The organism is Achromobacter sp., assembly GCF_049647645.1.
Lineage (GTDB): Bacteria > Pseudomonadota > Gammaproteobacteria > Burkholderiales > Burkholderiaceae_B > Achromobacter.
Genome location: NZ_JBARYB010000041.1, coordinates 1 through 16,480, shown reverse-complemented (window position 1 = coordinate 16,480; position 16,480 = coordinate 1). Strand labels below are relative to the sequence as shown.

General features: G+C 66.4%; 15 protein-coding genes. 7 read left to right on the top strand and 8 right to left on the bottom strand.

Going from position 1 to position 16,480, the window contains the following annotated elements; translation table 11 throughout:
- Together WBB14_RS04015 and apbC are read right to left on the bottom strand one after the other, a co-directional pair.
- Positions 1-835, bottom strand: an 835-nt coding sequence (locus tag WBB14_RS04015) for an autotransporter assembly complex protein TamA (RefSeq protein ID WP_424238675.1), incomplete at its 3' end; no start/stop codon positions are given.
- Positions 836-838: 3 nt separating this feature from the next.
- Positions 839-1,927 carry an iron-sulfur cluster carrier protein ApbC gene (gene apbC / locus WBB14_RS04010; RefSeq protein ID WP_424238674.1) on the bottom strand — a complete coding sequence of 363 codons (1,089 nt, stop codon included), beginning with the start codon at positions 1,925-1,927 and terminating at the stop codon, positions 839-841.
- A 101-nt stretch (positions 1,928-2,028) separates the two neighbouring features.
- Between apbC and WBB14_RS04005 the strand changes: the two genes are divergently transcribed.
- A complete protein-coding gene (locus WBB14_RS04005; RefSeq protein WP_006226181.1) occupies positions 2,029-2,304 on the top strand; it encodes a hypothetical protein in 276 nt (91 codons plus the stop codon).
- A 264-nt stretch (positions 2,305-2,568) separates the two neighbouring features.
- Positions 2,569-4,635, top strand: a complete 2,067-nt coding sequence (gene metG / locus WBB14_RS04000; protein WP_424238673.1) for a methionine--tRNA ligase — start codon at positions 2,569-2,571, stop codon at positions 4,633-4,635.
- Positions 4,636-4,702: 67 nt separating this feature from the next.
- Here metG and WBB14_RS03995 read toward each other — a convergent pair whose 3' ends face one another.
- The 3 genes from WBB14_RS03995 to WBB14_RS03985 all read right to left on the bottom strand — a co-directional run bounded on the left by WBB14_RS03995 (position 4,703) and on the right by WBB14_RS03985 (position 6,985).
- Positions 4,703-5,440 (bottom strand): sulfurtransferase, encoded by a 738-nt coding sequence (locus WBB14_RS03995; RefSeq protein ID WP_424238672.1) that lies wholly within the window; start codon positions 5,438-5,440, stop codon positions 4,703-4,705.
- 85 nt (positions 5,441-5,525) lie between these two features.
- A complete protein-coding gene (locus WBB14_RS03990; protein ID WP_424238671.1) occupies positions 5,526-6,323 on the bottom strand; it encodes an META and DUF4377 domain-containing protein in 798 nt (265 codons plus the stop codon).
- A gap of 131 nt (positions 6,324-6,454) precedes the next feature.
- Positions 6,455-6,985 carry an META domain-containing protein gene (locus WBB14_RS03985; RefSeq protein WP_424238670.1) on the bottom strand — a complete coding sequence of 177 codons (531 nt, stop codon included), beginning with the start codon at positions 6,983-6,985 and terminating at the stop codon, positions 6,455-6,457.
- A gap of 308 nt (positions 6,986-7,293) precedes the next feature.
- On the opposite strand from WBB14_RS03985, the gene WBB14_RS03980 reads away from it, so the two are divergent.
- Positions 7,294-8,445, top strand: coding sequence for an acyltransferase family protein (locus WBB14_RS03980; protein WP_424238669.1), 1,152 nt, complete (start codon positions 7,294-7,296; stop codon positions 8,443-8,445).
- Here the strand turns inward: WBB14_RS03980 and WBB14_RS03975 are convergent.
- The gene (locus tag WBB14_RS03975; protein WP_424238668.1) at positions 8,426-9,133 is read right to left on the bottom strand and encodes a helix-turn-helix domain-containing protein; all 708 of its coding nucleotides are present in this window, start codon (positions 9,131-9,133) and stop codon (positions 8,426-8,428) included. The genes WBB14_RS03980 and WBB14_RS03975 overlap by 20 nt on opposite strands.
- 350 nt (positions 9,134-9,483) lie before the next feature.
- Between WBB14_RS03975 and WBB14_RS03970 the strand changes: the two genes are divergently transcribed.
- Together WBB14_RS03970 and kch are read left to right on the top strand one after the other, a co-directional pair.
- The gene (locus WBB14_RS03970; RefSeq protein ID WP_424238667.1) at positions 9,484-10,299 is read left to right on the top strand and encodes a winged helix-turn-helix domain-containing protein; all 816 of its coding nucleotides are present in this window, start codon (positions 9,484-9,486) and stop codon (positions 10,297-10,299) included.
- A 434-nt stretch (positions 10,300-10,733) separates the two neighbouring features.
- Entirely contained in the window at positions 10,734-11,945 is a 1,212-nt protein-coding gene (gene kch, locus WBB14_RS03965; protein ID WP_424238666.1) for a voltage-gated potassium channel protein, read from the top strand.
- Between the two features lie 3 nt (positions 11,946-11,948).
- On the opposite strand, the gene WBB14_RS03960 is transcribed toward kch, so the two are convergent.
- Together WBB14_RS03960 and WBB14_RS03955 are read right to left on the bottom strand one after the other, a co-directional pair.
- The gene (locus tag WBB14_RS03960) at positions 11,949-13,532 is read right to left on the bottom strand and encodes an EAL domain-containing protein (protein WP_424238665.1); all 1,584 of its coding nucleotides are present in this window, start codon (positions 13,530-13,532) and stop codon (positions 11,949-11,951) included.
- A 96-nt stretch (positions 13,533-13,628) separates the two neighbouring features.
- Positions 13,629-14,246, bottom strand: a complete 618-nt coding sequence (locus WBB14_RS03955; protein WP_424238664.1) for a TetR/AcrR family transcriptional regulator — start codon at positions 14,244-14,246, stop codon at positions 13,629-13,631.
- Positions 14,247-14,444: 198 nt separating this feature from the next.
- Here WBB14_RS03955 and WBB14_RS03950 point away from each other — a divergent pair, with 198 nt between their 5' ends.
- Positions 14,445-15,929: an efflux transporter outer membrane subunit gene (locus WBB14_RS03950; protein ID WP_424238663.1), complete on the top strand. Its 1,485-nt coding sequence runs from the start codon at positions 14,445-14,447 to the stop codon at positions 15,927-15,929.
- Positions 15,930-15,950: 21 nt separating this feature from the next.
- The coding region (locus tag WBB14_RS03945) for an HlyD family secretion protein (protein WP_424238662.1) at positions 15,951-16,480 on the top strand (530 nt) is incomplete at its 3' end.

The following is a 16,480-nucleotide window of genomic DNA, read 5'->3' as shown; positions in this document are numbered from 1 at the left end:
CGGCCAGGTCGGTCGAACCCGGCGCGCGCGCGCGGTCCGCGTTGGGCGCGGGCGTAGGCTGCGCCTGGCCCGGCTGCTCCAGCGACACGAACGCGCCGCGGAAGAACGCGGTGGATTGCAAGTCCTGTTGCCAAGTGTCCAGCTTGTTCTGGTCATAGGCGGCGCCCGGCGAATAGCGCACATAGCGCTCGACCAGCTTCTCGGGTACCCGTTTCAGGCCCTCGGTAGTGAGCTCGCCCATGCGCACCTGGGGGCCGCTGTCTATCGTGACGCGCAAGGCGGCCGATGCCGTGTCGGCCTCGATTTCCGCCTGCGACGCGGTCATGCGCGCCAGCATGAAGTCGCGCGAGGATACCTCGTCCAGCAGGCTCGATTTCGCCTTGTTCCAGTCGCTGTTGATGAAAGGCTGGCCCGTCTTGAGCTGCCAGTCGTCGCGCAGCTTCTGCACCCGCGAGGCGAACTCCGGCCGGGTGATGCGGCCGGTGAAGCTGAGGTCCACGGACGTGACGGTGGTGCGCTTGCCCGAGACGATGCTGATGTCCCAGGTTTCTCCGCCGATGTCGGTGCCGGCCTCGAGCTTCACCGTGGGCGAGAAATAGCCCTGGGTGGCCAGGGCCGCCAGCGTCGCGTCGCGCGCACGCCGACGCAGGCGGTTGATTTCACCGCCGTCCTGATCCTCGGCCAGCCGCGCGATCGCATCGACGGCCTCGGTGATCGCCTGCAGGGCGGCCGGCGGCACGCCGCCGGGGTCGACGATGATTTCCGGGCGCTTGGCCCATGCCTCGCCCGTCATCACTACAAGTCCTGCCAAGAAGGCGCGGGCTGCCCACCGCATGCGTCAGGTCGGTTGCTGCACGACGATGGACGGGAATTTCCCGGCCATGTCGCGGGGTAGCGCTGCCACGCCAGCCGCCAGCTTGCGGGCAATGCCGCGGTACAGCGCCGCGGCTTCGCTGCCCGGATCCGACACCACGGTCGGCGCGCCGGCGTCGGTCTGCACGCGGATGGCCAGGGTCAACGGCAGGCTGCCCAGCCAGGGCGTCTGGTACTGCTCGGCCATGCGCTGGCCGCCGCCTTCGCCGAAGATATGCTCGGCGTGCCCGCATTGCGAGCAGATGTGGATGGCCATGTTCTCGACCACGCCCAGGATCGGCACGTCGACCTTCTGGAACATGCGCAAGCCCTTGCGCGCGTCCAGCAGCGCCACGTCCTGCGGCGTGGTGACGATGACTGCGCCCACCACCGGCACCTTCTGCGCCAGTGTCAGCGCCACGTCGCCCGTGCCCGGAGGCATATCGACGATCAGGTAGTCGAGGTCGCGCCAGTTGGTCTGGCGCAGCAGCTGCTCCAGCGCCTGCGTCACCATGGGGCCGCGCCAGATGGCGGGCGAGTCGGCGTCGATCAGGAAACCGATGGAGTTGGCCTGCAGGCCGTGGCCCGTGAGAGGCTCCATGCTCTTGTTGTCCAGGCTTTCGGGACGGCCCGAGATGCCCAGCATGGTCGGCACGCTGGGACCGTAGATGTCCGCGTCCAGCACGCCCACCTTGGCGCCTTCGGCCGCCAGGGCCAGGGCCAGGTTCACGGCCGTGGTGCTCTTGCCCACGCCGCCCTTGCCGGAGGCCACCGCAATAATGTTGCGTACGTTCGGCAGCGGCTTCAGGCCCTTCTGCACGGCATGGGCGGCGACCTTCCAGGTCACGTCGACCTGGGCGTCGGCCACGCCGGCGGCAGCCAGCGCCGCCACGGCGATGTCCCGGACCTGGATCCGCGCGGCATCGGCGGGGTAGCCCAATTCCAGCGCCAGCGAAACGCGTCCGCCTTCCAGCTTGATGTCACGATCTTTTACAGAAACACCCAAATCCATACCGGTATTCGGGTCTTGCGCGGCACGCAGCGCGGCGCGAATTTGTTCTATCGTTATACTCATGTCACTATGGTTCCGTAGGCAGCGCGGCTTCTGCGGCCCGCCATCCCCTAAAGGATAGCGGATACCCGGGAACCTTTCGCTGCGTTTTGCATCCGATCTTCATGACCAACACACTTATCCGCTTCTTTCGTGCCGTCCTATTCGCCGCCCTGGCCTTGATCGGCATGGCGATGGCGCTGGTGTTCATGCTTTCCACGGCGATCGCCGTGGCGATCCTGTACGTGGTCGCCAAGGTGCGCGGCAAACCTTTCGGCGTTCGCGCCTATTGGAGCCAGCGCCAAGGCGCCCGCCCAGGACCGTTCCAGTCCGCCACCGCCCCCTTCGCCACGCAGCCGCGCGGCGACGTGATCGACGTCGAAGCCCGCGAAATCCGCTGACGGCGGCTTTCCAGCATGCTTGCGCCGCCCGCGGCGCAAGCGGGCCGCGGGCCTATGCGCCCACACGGACGGCCCCCGGACGGCCGGCCCCCGGATGGCCGGCCCCCGCATCCGCGCCGGATCCCGCATTCTTTCGCAACCCGCCTGATTCGCCTGCCGCGAAGGGCGGGTTGAGCCATTGTTGGACCGCTGCGGGGCAAGTCCCCGCGGTTGCCCTAAAATGGCCGGCTTACCCCCTTTTTCCCTCAACCTCCAAAGACAACCATGTCTCGCACCCTTTTTGTCACCACTGCGCTGCCCTACGCCAACGGATCTTTCCACATCGGCCACATCATGGAGTACATCCAGGCCGATATCTGGGTTCGTTCGATGCGAATGGCGGGCCACACGGTGCATTTCGTGGGTGCGGATGACGCGCATGGCGCGCCCATCATGCTGAAGGCGGAAAAGGAAGGCATCACGCCGCAGGCCCTGGTGGCGCGCTACGCCGCCGAGCGCCCGCAGTACCTGAACGGCTTTCACATCCGTTTCGACCACTGGCATTCCACCGATTCGGCCGAAAACGTCGCGCTGTCGCAAGATATTTACCGCGCGCTCAAGGCCCAGGACCTGATCGAAACCCGCTCCATCGAGCAGTTCTACGATCCGGTCAAAGGCATGTTCCTGGCCGACCGCTACATCAAGGGCGAGTGCCCCAAGTGCCATGCCAAGGACCAGTACGGCGATTCCTGCGAGGTCTGCGGCGCGGTCTACGCGCCCACCGAGCTGATCAACCCGTACTCGGCGCTGACCGGCGCCACGCCGGTGCTGAAGTCCTCGGACCACTTCTTCTTCAAGCTGTCCGATCCGCGTTGCGTGGAATTCCTGCAGCAATGGACCACCGGCACCAACGCCGCCGGCGGCAAGCACCTGCAGCCCGAAATGCTGGCCAAGACGCGCGAATGGCTGGGAGCGGACGATGGCGAGGCCAAGCTCGGCGACTGGGACATTTCCCGCGACGCGCCCTACTTCGGCATCGAGATCCCGGACGCGCCGGGCAAATACTTCTACGTCTGGCTGGACGCCCCCGTCGGCTACCTGGCCTCGCTGAAGTCGTATTGCGCGGTCAAGGGCCTGGACTTCGACAAGCTGCTCGACCCCGCTGGCCCCACCGAGCAGGTCCACTTCATCGGCAAGGACATCGTGTATTTCCACGCGCTGTTCTGGCCCGCGATGCTCAAGTTCGCCGGCCGCAAGACGCCGGACGCGGTGAACGTGCACGGTTTCATCACCGTCAGCGGCGAAAAAATGTCCAAGAGCCGCGGCACCGGCATTTCGCCGCTGCGCTACCTGGAACTCGGCATGAATGCCGAATGGATGCGCTACTACATCGCCGCCAAGCTGAACGCGCGGGTCGAAGACATGGACTTCAACCCCGAGGACTTCATCGCCCGCGTCAACAGCGACCTGATCGGCAAGTACGTCAACATCGCCAGCCGCGCCGCCAGCTTCATCACCAAGCATTTCGATGGAGTCCTCGGCTATTCGGGCGACACCTCGGCGCTGGCCGCGGAGTACGCCGTACAGGCGGAGTCCATCCGCGCCGCGTTCGAAGCCCGCGAGTACAACCGCGCCATCCGCGAAATCATGGCCTACGCCGATCGCCTCAACCAGGCGTTCGATACAGCCCAGCCCTGGGTGCTGGCCAAGGGCATCGCCACGGCCGATGACGCGCAAAAAGCAGCCCTGCAGGACATCTGCTCGCGCTCGCTGGCGGGCTTCAAGGCGCTGTCGGTGATGCTGGCGCCGGTGCTGCCCGAACTGGCCGAACGCGTGGCCCTGGAACTGTTCGGCGCGCAGGCGCCGTTCACCTGGGCCGACGCCGCCGTGCTGCCGCAGCGCGTGGCACCCTTCAAGCACCTGATGCAGCGCGTCGAACCGCAAATGCTGGAAGACCTGTTCGAGCCGCCCGCCGCCCCCGTGGTGGTGCCCGGCGGCGAGCCCATCGCCGAGACCATCTCCATCGACGACTTCGCGCGCGTAGACCTGCGCATCGCGCAGATCGTCAACTGCGAACACGTGGAAGGCTCGACCAAGCTGCTGCGCCTGACCCTGGACGCGGGCGAAGGCCGCCACCGCAACGTGTTCTCGGGCATCAAGTCGGCCTACAAGCCCGAAGACCTGATCGGCAAGCTGACCGTGCTGGTGGCCAACCTGGCCCCGCGCAAGATGAAGTTCGGCGTATCCGAAGGCATGGTGCTGGCCGCCAGCCATGCGGATGAAGCCGTGGATGCCGGCATCTACGTGCTGGAGCCGTTCCCCGGGGCCAAGCCCGGCATGCGCGTGCGCTGATCCCGCAACGCCCCGCTGAATGCAAAGAGCCCGCTGATGCGGGCTCTTTGTCATTGCTGTTCTGCGGCTACGCCTTGCTGGGCGCCAGCCCCGGATCCAGCGAAATCCGCTCATCGAAGACGAAGCACTTGCCGTCATAGCCCGGGCCGCCGGTTTCCTCGAAGTACTTGAGGATGCCGCCGTCGAGCTGGTAGACATTCTGGATGCCGACTTCGTTCATGTAGATGGCGGCCTTCTCGCAGCGGATCCCGCCGGTGCAGAAGCTGACGACTGTCTTGCCCTCGAATTCGGCCCGGTGCGCCTGCACTGCCGCGGGAAACTGCGTGAAGCGCTCGATGCGCCAGTCGATGGCGTTCTTGAAGGTACCTTCGTCGACCTCGAAGGCGTTACGCGTGTCCAGCATGACCACGGGCCGTCCGGCATCGTCCACGCCGGCGTCGAGCCAACGCGCCAGCGTGCGCGCGTCCACGCCGGGCGCGCGACCCGCCTCGGGGCGGATCGCCGGATGGTCCATGCGGATGATCTCGCGTTTGATCTTCACCAGCAGCTTGCGGAACGGCACGGTTTTGCTGTGGCTGAATTTCACTTCCAGATCGGCGAAGCGCGGATCGGCGCGCAGCGTGCGCAGGAACGCGTCGATGCCATCCGCCGCACCCGCCAGGAACAGGTTGATGCCCTCTTCGGCCAACAGGATGGTGCCCTTGAGCTGGGCCAGGCCGGCCTCATCCAGAAGGCGGGCGCGCAGCGCCGGCAAGGCATCCAGCGAAACGAATTTGTAGGCGGCGATATTGACGACGGCAGTCATGGAAAAGCGGCAAAAAGCGGGCGGCGAAAGGCGTAATAGTAAACGCTGGGCGGTTTTGCCCGCCCGCCGCCCCGCTTGATCCCGCTCAATGATTGACGATTTCCTGCTCGACCACGGCGTCCAGCACCCAGCTCAGCGTCGAAGCGTCGGCCGGCGGGTTCGGGTTGCGGACCTCGACCACGCGCAGGCGGTAGCGTACGCCAGGCTGGAAGTTGAAGCCCGTGATTTCGCCGTACCAGAGCTGCCAGGGCTGACCCGCGCTGTCGCGCACCTGATAGCACATGGCGCGGCCGGCGCCAGCGGTGCAGGGCACGCGCTCCGAGTTGACGTAGACCAGTTTGGTCGGCCCCTGTTGGCCGCCCGTGACGGGATCGGCGCGGCGCCCGAAGTCCAGCCTGTCGCCCGAGCTCAGCATCCAGGTCATGCGCTGCGGATTGTTGGCGTTGTCCACCGACGTGGCGGTGATGCTGGTCAGCGCGGCCAGGAAATCCTGCTCCAGCTTCATGTTCTGCGGCGCGCAGGCCATCATGGTCGACACGGGGCGTCCCTGCACGATCAGAAGGCCGTTGGCGATGGTGTAGGCGCCGTTGTACTGATTGCAGCCGGAAAAGCCGGAAATACGCGGCGAGCCCTGGTCATGGATGAAGCTGGCCGTGAGCGGACGCGAATTGGAAGACGGATGCGGTATCTCCCGCAAGCCGCCGCCGGGCAAGGTCCAGCGCGCCAGGTCCCAGCTGGTCTGCGCCAGCATATCGGAGGCGGAGGCAGGCTGGAAGCGGGGATCCTGTCCATCCGCGGCGCGCTGGGGCGGTGACGAGCAGGCGGCCAAACCGATGGACAACAGGCAAGGCGCGAGCCAGCGCAGGGACGCGGAAAAGGGCATGGGGGTCTCCCGGAAAAACGAGGAATGCCGCGCCCGCGCACGAGGCGGGCCGGACCGTGCCATTGTAGGCCGGGTCCGCCACCGTTTTTCACGGCTTAACACTCTTTGATACGCGCTTTTTGCCGCGCAGGTCAGGGCGTGGGCGGATCCTGCCGGCGCACGAACTCCAGCACGTCGCCGCCGCGCAGGTTGAAGGTCAGGTGCCGCGGCGCGCCGCCGTTGTCCAGCGTGAAAGTATCGATGGCGGTCAGGCCGCGCAAATAGTCCGCCTCCAGGCGGGCCCGCTCCGGCGCCGGGCAGGCCATGCGCGTGGCGGCCGGGGCGTCGATATGGAGCTTGCCGCCTTCGAGCTTGTAGGTGCCCATGTAGCGGTTGCAGCCGGAAAAGCCATTGACGCGGTACTGCTTGCCTTGCGCCAGGAACGTCAGGCGCACAGGCTCGCCGTTGTCGCCGTGCGGGATATCGCGCAGCGCGCCGCCCGCTTGCGTCCAGCGCACCAGTTCCCAGCTGGTCTGGGCCAGCGAATCCGCGCTGCTGGCGGCATTGGCCGCGGCGGCGCCCTGCGGGCGCGCGCCTCCGGTCGATCCGGCGCAACCGGCCAGGGCTGCAGCCAGCAACGCCGGGCCAAGCAAGCGGCAGCGCGTGGACAAGAGCTTAGGCATGTACGGGACTCCATGAATTTCACATATCCCGACTTTAACCGGCCTTGCGGTTGCGCAAGCGTGTCCTCAGCCCATAAGCGGTATCCAAAAGCAGCACGGCGAGTCTGGCGCCTCGCTCCAATTGCATGGCCTTGCTGCATCGAACGCCCCATGGCGGCGGCGCACGTCGACGCGCAGAATCAGTACAGATCGCCATCCGGGCCAGGCCGGCACGCAAGGGTACGGAAGCCGATCGCAACGACCGCAGGCGCAGGTGTCCGGCTCCTCACGGGGGCCAAAAATAAGATCAATCCGGGGGAGACACGGCGATGGGCTTTTTGAGAACCTTGTTGGCATTGTCAGTGGTGCTAGACCATCTGGGCGCGGGCGCCACAGACCATCTGGTAGGCGGCCGCCTTGCGGTACAGCTGTTCTACGTCATTTCGGGTTTCCTGATTTCCTATGTGCTCACCGCCACCGACCACTATCAGGGCGCGGTGGGCAAGTTCTATGCAAACCGCTTTCTGCGCCTGTTCCCAATCTACCTGGCCGTCGCGGCGTTGACGCTTGCGGCGCACATGATGAGCGGCGGCGCGTTCTTCCGCATCTATGACGCCCTGCCCTTCAGCGCCGAGTTGTTCCTGGTGCTCTCCAACATTTTCATCATGGGCCAAGACTGGCTGATGTTCTTTGGCATCGAGCATTCGGCGCTAGCTTTCACCGGCAGCTTCGCGCACAGCGAGGTGCCGCTCTACGAAGGCTTGCTGGTGCCGCAAGCCTGGACGTTGGGCGTGGAGATGAGTTTCTACCTGGTCGCTCCCTTCATCCTGGGTTCGCCGCGGCGGCTGCTGGCCTTGCTGGCCGCCTCGCTGGCGCTGCGGGGAGTATTGGTCGCCACCGGCATAGGCCTGAACGATCCCTGGACCTATCGCTTCTTTCCGACGGAGCTGGCGCTGTTCCTGCTCGGCTCGCTGTCGCATCAGGTACTGTTGCCGCGATACAGGGCCTGGACGCAGCGCGTCAAGCGCCTGCCCGAGATCGGCACGGCCGTGCTGGCGGCCTACTGTGTACTGCACTTCTCGATCGCCATGAACCACAACGTGCGCGACGGCCTGGCCGTGCTGCTGTTCGTGGCGCTGCTGCCGCTGGCCTTCCTGTTCCAGTCGCGCCACAGGCTGGACAAAGCAATAGGCGAGCTGAGCTACCCGATCTACATCTGCCATTCGCTGGTGATCATGTTCTTCAAGTGGATGCTTGAAGAGGCGCACCTGGATCAGCCGCTGCTGTTCTCGGCCCTGGTGATCACAAGCACCATCGCGTTCTCGGCCCTGCTCAACAGCGTGATTGCGGATCCCGTGGAACGCCTGCGCAGCCGACTGCGCACCGACGACGATGGGCTAGCGCCCACGGCCGGCGCCCGGCGGCGCCCCGCCACCACACCCGCGCAGCAGCCGCTCGGGTCTATTCGCCGCGTGCCTTGATGTAGGCGGCCAGCACCTGTTCGATCTGCCGCTTTTCCTGGAAGCTCAGGCGCGCATAGGTGGCATAGGAGATGCTTTCGAACGGCCAGGCGGCGGGCAGCGCGAGGCGCTCCGCGCCCGCCTGGGTGGCGGCGGGATCCGGATTCGACATCGGCCCTTCGCCGGTGCTGAGCCACATGGGATGGACGCACAGCGCGCGGGTCAGCTTGATGAGGGCATCGCTCGACGGCCGCCGGCGCTGCCCGCTCTCATAGTTGCCGATAGCGCTTTGCGACAGGTTGCTCGCGACCGCCAAGTCCTTTTGAGTCCATCCCTGAAGCATTCTTGCGTTGCGCAGACGATGGCTAAACGTGTCCAATCGATCAACCTGAGACATTAATAAGAATTTATTTATTTGATTAAAACATCTCAGTACTGGCGCCAAATAAACGGATTGCACCCCAATTGCGGGGCTAATCCCTAAATCGCGCCAGCCCGCTGCCTGCGCCCGCATCCGGCGCGCGCCAAGAGCCAGATCGCACGCCGACGCGCCACCAAAAAAATCATATCTATCATCGGCTTGCGTGGCCCGCATCGGATTGGCCACGCGGCGGCTGCCACCATTTCGCTGCGCGCCACACGAGAAAACCTGCGCAAGTTTATGGCGTTTGGAGTATTCAAAATCGAAAATAATGTATCGGCGATACATAATGCGATGCTGCCAAGAATCTCGAAACAAACACTATTTCAAGCGTTTCCATGGCGCTCGCCCCCCACCTTCTGTTACTGTCAGAAACTACAGAAACGTATCTTCACAAAAAAACACGCCCGTGTTTAAATGAAACACGGGCGTGACTTCCAAGCAGCATCGAAGCATGGGCGGCCATCGGCGAAAGCACGAAACCAGGGGTAAAACCCCCGGCCTCGCGCCCATCCGAACAACACCGCCCGGCGCTCCCGCGCCTCGGCGCGCAGCACAGGGAGACGGGCTTGTTTCGCAGCGCCACGCCTAGGCACCAGGCACAGCAGCCACGCCCTGCCTCCTCATTGGAAGCATCAATGAACAACACGCTGGATGTCATCTTTCTGGGCCACGACGATGCCAGGCATGCCGGACTCATCGAAGCCCTTTCGCACCTCGGTTTCAACGTCCGCCGCTGCCACGACCTGGCCGACGTCTACGACAGATACTCGCGGCGCCCCTGCCCGCTGGTGGTGCTGAAGGCGCCGCTGCCCGACATCCACAACGCCGCAGTCCGATTGCGCGCGGTGGACCGCGGCCTGGGCATCGTCGCCATCGCCACCTTCGCCGACGCTGAAAGCCGCATCCGCACACTGCTCTGCGGCGCGGACGCCTGCCTGCCGCCGGACGTATCCGGCCTGGAACTGGCGGCGGCGCTACAAGCGCTGGTGCGCCGCGCAGTCGGCCTGGACGGCGCGGACGCAGCGTCCGACGGACACGGGCCGGACGAGCCCATGCACGAGACCTGGCGTCTGGCGAACAAGGGCTGGACCTTGATCAGCCCGACGGGCCGGACCCTGGGGCTGACCACCGGCGAACGCGACTTCCTGTCGCGGCTGGTGAACGCCCCCGACCGCAAGGTCAGCCGCGACGCCTTCTACGCAGACGGCGCGGACGACGCCGACAGCGGCCTCACTCGCCGCCGCTTCGTGGACGTCATGATCAGCCGCTTGCGGCGCAAGGCGACGGCCAACCAGATGACGCTGCCAATCCGCGCCGTGCATGGCTGGGGCTACATGTTCGCAGCGGACATCGCGCTGGACCTGGACTTTCGGGTGATGGGAGAAGAGAGCCGGCTGGAACCCCAGGACGACTGGCGCCGCGAAACGGCTGACGCGAACGCGTCCACTTGAAGCCTGGCCCGCAAGGGGCCCGGGCGAAAAAAACGCGGCGCTGCCTCGAAAGGTTAAGACGCCGCGCTAAAACAACACGTGAGCCTGGAGTCATCAGCCGGCACTGATGCCTACTACCCGGATCACGCGATTCCAACATTCGTGCCTCATACTGCTCACGTACGGTCAGACCGTGAACCTGGGCCGGGTCTCTAGTCCCTGCACAGGCTGCTACGTGATCAACGCCAGGCGATTTGTCCGCTTGCTAAAACAGCGGGCGTCCCGCCCTTATCAGCGGCGTTCCGTATGGAATAGCCGCGTGATGCACGAAGTTTAGGACCTCGGACAGGTTTCCAGTAATTCTTTGTTGATAGCCTTCCATACCTATCTGATATAGGGCGGCATGCCCCCTACAATGCCGGCAAAGGACTTGGGACCCGTTCCCGCCAAACCCCATGCCCACACTGCCCGTTCCGCTCAAGCACCGCCTGCGCAAGCTGCTCGCGCTGTTCCCGCCCAACTGGTGCCTGGCCATCCTGGTGGCGCTGGATGGCTATGCCTTCATGCATCCGGTGCTGCGGGAGGTGCGCGCGCGCGAGTATGGCTTCTGGCTCGCCATCGACAACTGGCACGAGGTCATGCGCGTGGTCGGCCTGCTGGAAATACCGCGCCTGGTGCTGGGCGTGGGGCTGCAGGTCATTGCGCTGGGGCTGATACTCAAGGCCCGCATCGCCTGGGCGTTTTCGCTGGTGCTGCTGATCGGCGTCGGCACCTTCGCCATCATGGGAGACGGCGGCCGCGCCGGCCTGGGGATCTACACGCTGGTGCTCGTCATCGCGCTGATCGCCTACTGGCGCCGCTTCGACCGCGCCAGCGTCACGGCGGGTTCGCTGTTCGCCTTGGTCAGCATGCTGTCGCTGCTGATCTACGCAGTCTTCGGCACGCTCTACCTGGGCAACGAATTCAACCCGCCCATCACGGATGCCACCACCGCGCTCTACTTCTCCATCGTGTCCATGTCCACGGTGGGTTATGGCGACATCACGCCGCACAGCGGCACCGCGCGGCTGTTCACCGCGTCTATTATCATCCTGGGCATCACCATCTTCGCCACATCCATCAGCGCGATCGCCGGGCCGGTGATTGGCGGCAATCTGAAACGGCTGGTCAAAGGCAGGTTCTCCACCGCCATGCGCAAAAATCACATCATCATCGCGGGCGCGACGCCCATCGCCATGAGCGTCTATGACGGCCTGCGGCGCCGCGGCGACGAAGTCACCGTCATCGTGCCCCCCGGCGTGCCGCAGGAATATCCGGCGGCCACGGACCTGATCGAGGGCGATCCTTCCAGCGTGGAAGTGCTGCACAACGCGGGCGTGACGCGCGCCCGCTACGTGCTGGCGCTGCGCGACGACGACGCCGAGAACGCTTTCATCGTGCTGGCCACTAAGGAAGCATGCGGCGAAAGCGGCGCCAAGACGGTGGCGCTCGTCAACACCAGCAAGCACCTGGAAAAGATCCGCCGAGTGAATCCCGACCTGGTGTTCTCCGTGCAACTGCTGGGCGCCGAACTGCTGACCCGCGCAATCAATGGCGAACCCATGGACAGCCAGAGCATCACCGACCTGTTCTTCGCCAAGGCCACCCCGAACGGAAAAGCCGCCTGAGGGCTAGGCGGCGCCGGGTTGTTCGTGCCCGGCATACCAGCGCACGAAGTCGGCCGACGGCATGGGCCGGGCGAACAGATAGCCCTGGATGAACGCCACGCCGCGCGCCTTCAGGTAGTCGAATTGATACGGCGCTTCCACGCCCTCGGCCACCACCGACAGCCCCAGGCGATGCGCCAGCGTAATGATGGCGTCCAGCACCGGCGCCTCTTCGCCGGCGGGCCCGATTGCCTGCACAAAGCCCTGGTCGATTTTCAGGTAATCCACCGGAAACTTCTGCAGATACGACAGCGAACAGTGTCCGGTGCCGAAGTCGTCGATCGCGACCCGCACGCCCTGGGCGCGCAAGGCGTCGATGTTGCGCCGGGCCTGGCCGTTGTCCGCGATCAGGCTGCGTTCGGTGATCTCCAGCACCACCAGCGGATGCCGCGCCGCGACCTTGGCCACGAAAGCCTGGACGTCAGGCAGCAGTACCGCGCTGGAGAGGTGCTCGGCCGCAATGTTCACGCCGATATGGAAATCCGGCGGCGTGGGCCATGTGGCCATGTCGCGTTCGATCAGCGTGAGCAGGTGCTGGGTCAGGGGAATGATCATGCCCTGGGCCTCGGCTTCGGCGATGAAGACGTCCGGGCGCACCGGCCCGATGCCCGGCCGCTCCCAGCGCATCAGCGCCTCCACGCCCTCGCAGCGGCCCGTGGCCTGGCCATAGACGGGCTGGTAATGCACTTGGAACTCGTTGGCCCGCATGGCACGCCGCAACTGCTCCTTGAACGATCGCCTGCTTGCCTGCAGGCGGTGCACGCCCAGCGCCAGGCCCAGTCCGAGCAGCAGCGCCACCGGCAGATATGTCGCCATCGAGCGCGACCATGCGCGCACCAGGGTTTCGGGCGGGGCCAGCACGCTGACTCTCAGGCCGGCCACGCTGTCCTCGCGCGCGTCTTCCTCGCGTAGCGGCACTGCGTGCGCCGCCGCGCCGCCCCACGAATCGCTGCGGATCGGCGCGCCATGCCGGCCGACCACCAGTTCCAGCTGCAGGTCGTCCATGGTTGCGACCGCATTCACCAGGTCCTGCGCATAGCGGCCGTCCACCACCACGATGCCGCTGCTGGCGCCGTCCGCGCCGGACTTGCCCAACAGGATGGCTGGACGGTCAGGCGCCAGCGGCGTGCCGGCCACGGACGTCTGCCACTGCGGCGCCGACACGTCGACCTTCCACTTGCTGAAATCGTCGAGCGATGCGTCCACCTCGCCCACGGCCGACGAGCAATACACGCGCTTGTCCCGGACCAGGACCAGGGAACGGAAGTACGGGTTCAACGTGCCCCATCGTTGCAGCACAGGCAACACCTCGGCGCAGGGCTTGCCCGCAAGCTCCGTCACCCGCCCCAGCATGTCCTGTGACTGCGTGAGGATGCTCTCGGCCTGGGCGCGCACGATGCGCGCGGCGGTCTCGCCTTCAAGCCGCTGCGCATTGTGGGCCAGCAGCCAGGTCCAGCCGACGCAGGCCAGGATGGGAAGGATCAATGCCAGAGCCACCGGCAGATAACGCCAGGATGGGGTGTCGCTTGTCACTCCCGATGTCGCCATGTCACCTCGCCGCGTGGGTCGTGCATGGCCGCCGCGCGACCAGTCTGGATAGGACACCAAGCGAGACGCAGCGTCAAGAAACTCCGCGCCCGCCCATCATGCGGCCCCCTGCCGCAGCAGTTCGCAGATCATGGCCACATGCGCCTGGCGCCGCTCGGGCAGGTCGATGCGCTCGCCCGGCCCCATCAGCACCGACATGACCAGAGTGTGCACGATGGGCGACAACAGCAGCCAGGGATGCTTGAGCGCCACGCAATCCGCGCACAGGCCACGGGCCCGCGCGCGCTCCAGCAGCCGCGCGATGTCGGTCTGGTGGGCCTCCGCGGTCTCCTGCCGCCAGCGCGCGGCCAGGTGCGGCACGCGGCCGCTTTCCGCCAGCAACAGCCGCATGGTGCTGATCATGGCCGGATTGCTCAGGCTGACGTAGAGATGGTTGACGATGCGTTCGGCCAGATGGCGCGGCGACTCGGCGCCGTCCACCACCGCGGCGACGTCGAGCCGCGAGGGGCTGAGGTGACGCGCCAGCAAAGCCTCGAAGACGGCTTCCTTGCTGTCGAAGTGGGCATAGAGACCACCCTTGGACAGCCCCGCCCGCAGCGCGATGTCATCCATCCTGGCGCCGGCATAACCCGCCTGCGAGAACTCCTGCAGCGCGGCGTCGAGGATCTGCCCGACCCGCACCGCCGGAGGAAGACGACGGCGCTGCATGACCATTCCTCTGCTCCCTGTGCATGTGCAATTCATTAAAAACCGACCAGTCAGTCGCTACTTTGATCTTGATCAAGGAATGCGCAGCCGCCGCACTGCACAATACCCACAAGCATGAACCCGGTATCGGGTCCGCCCCGAAGGCGGCGCCACAAGCCTGCCTGCCCAGGGACGCACCCGGCCCCCGCGCTGGAGAGACCCCGCATGACACGCCGCCCGTTTCCGGCCACGATCGCCGCGCGCTTCGTTCCCGCAGCCCTGCTGACGCTGTTGGCCAGCGGCTGCGTTTCCATGGCGCCCGACTACAGCCGCCCCGCCCTGCCCGTGCCCGCCGTCTATACGGCCCCGGGTTCCGAAGCGACAGCAGCGAGCGCCGCCGCGGCCGCCGAGATCGGCTGGCGCACCTACTTCCCCGATCCCGCGTTGCAGACGCTGATATCCACCGCCCTGGACAACAACCGCGACCTGCGCCGCGCCCTGCTGCGCGTGGAAGAAGCCCGCGCCCTGTATGGCATCCAGCGCGCCGACCAGTTTCCCACCGTCGGCGTGCAGGCGGACGGCTCCCGCGCCCGTGTTCCGGGCGACCTGAACCTCACGGGACAGCCGCAGGTTTCCAGCCAGTATCAGGTGGGCCTGGGCATGGCCAGCTGGGAGCTGGACTTCTGGGGCCGCGTGCGCAGCCTGAAGGACGCCGCGCTGCAGAACTACCTGGCCTCCGACGCCGCCGCGCGGGCCGCCACGCTCAGCCTGATCGCGGAAGTGGCGGACAGCTACCTGTCCCTGCGCGAACTGGACGAACGCCTGGCGCTGACGCGCGCGACCATCGCCTCGCGCGAAGAGTCGCTGCGCATCTTCCGCCGCCGTTTCGAGGAAGGCGCGATCTCCAAGCTGGACCTGACCCAGGTCGAAACGCTGTGGCAGCAGGCCAAGGCGCTGGGCGCGGACCTGGAACAGACCCGCGCCGCCCAAGCCAATGCGCTGGAACTGCTGGTGGGCGCGCCCCTGAACCTGCCCAGTTTGCCCACGCGCCTGGACGATGATTCCGTCATGCGCGAACTGCCGGCCGGCCTGCCTTCGGACCTGCTGGTCAACCGCCCCGACATCGCCGCCGCCGAGCACCAGCTCAAGGCCGCCAACGCCAACATCGGCGCGGCCCGCGCCGCATTCCTGCCGACCATCACCCTGACCGGCGCCTTCGGCACCGCCAGCAGCGAACTGGACGGCCTGTTCTCGGGCGGCAGCCGCGCCTGGAATTTCGCGCCCAGCATCAGCCTGCCGATTTTCGACGCCGGCCGCCGCTCTTCGAATCTGGAACTGACCGAAGCGCGCCGCGACCAGGCCGTGGCCGCCTACGAACAAACCATCCAGACCGCGTTCAAGGACGTGTCCGACGCGCTGTCCGCCCGCTACTGGCTGGCCGAGCAGGTCGACGTGCTGCGCGCCACCGTGGCGGCGCAGAGCGAGCGCGCCCGCCTGGCGCAGTTGCGCTACGACCATGGCGCCTCGCCCTACCTGGAGGTGCTGGACGCGCAGCGCGACCTGCTGGCGGCCCAGCAGAAGCTCGCGCAGACGCGCCGCGCGCTGCTGTCCAGCCGGGTCCGGCTGTATGCGGCGCTGGGCGGCGGCACGCAAGCGCCCGCCGCGGCCCAGACCGCAGCCGCCCCCGCGTCAGACGCCAGCCCCCGATAAACCAAGAACCAAGGATCCCCGATGCGCCTGCCTACCCGAAAACTGGTCCCTGTCCTGATCGCACTGGCGGTCGCCGCCGGCGGCTACTACGGCTGGCGGCTGCTGTCCGACACCGGCCCGGGCGAGGGCTTCATCAGCGGCAACGGCCGCATCGAAGCCACCGAAATCGACGTGGCCGCCAAGCTGGCCGGCCGCGTGCAGGAAGTGCTGGCGGTCGAAGGCGACTTCGTCACCGCTGGCCAGCCGCTGGCGCGCATGCAGATCGACACCCTGCAAGCCCAGCGCGAGGAGGCCCGCGCCCAGCACCAGCAGGCCGTCAACGGCGCGGCCAGCGCCCGCGCGCAGGTCGCGCAGCGCGAAAGCGACAAGCTGGCCGCCGAGGCCGTGGTGGTGCAGCGCGAAAGCGAACTGGACGCCGCGCGCCGCCGCCTGGCGCGCTCCGAGACGCTGTCCAAGGAGGGCGCCTCGTCCATCCAGGAACTGGACGATGACCGCGCCCGCGTACGCAGCGCGCAAGCCGCGGTGCATGCCGCGCGCGCGCAGGTGAAGGC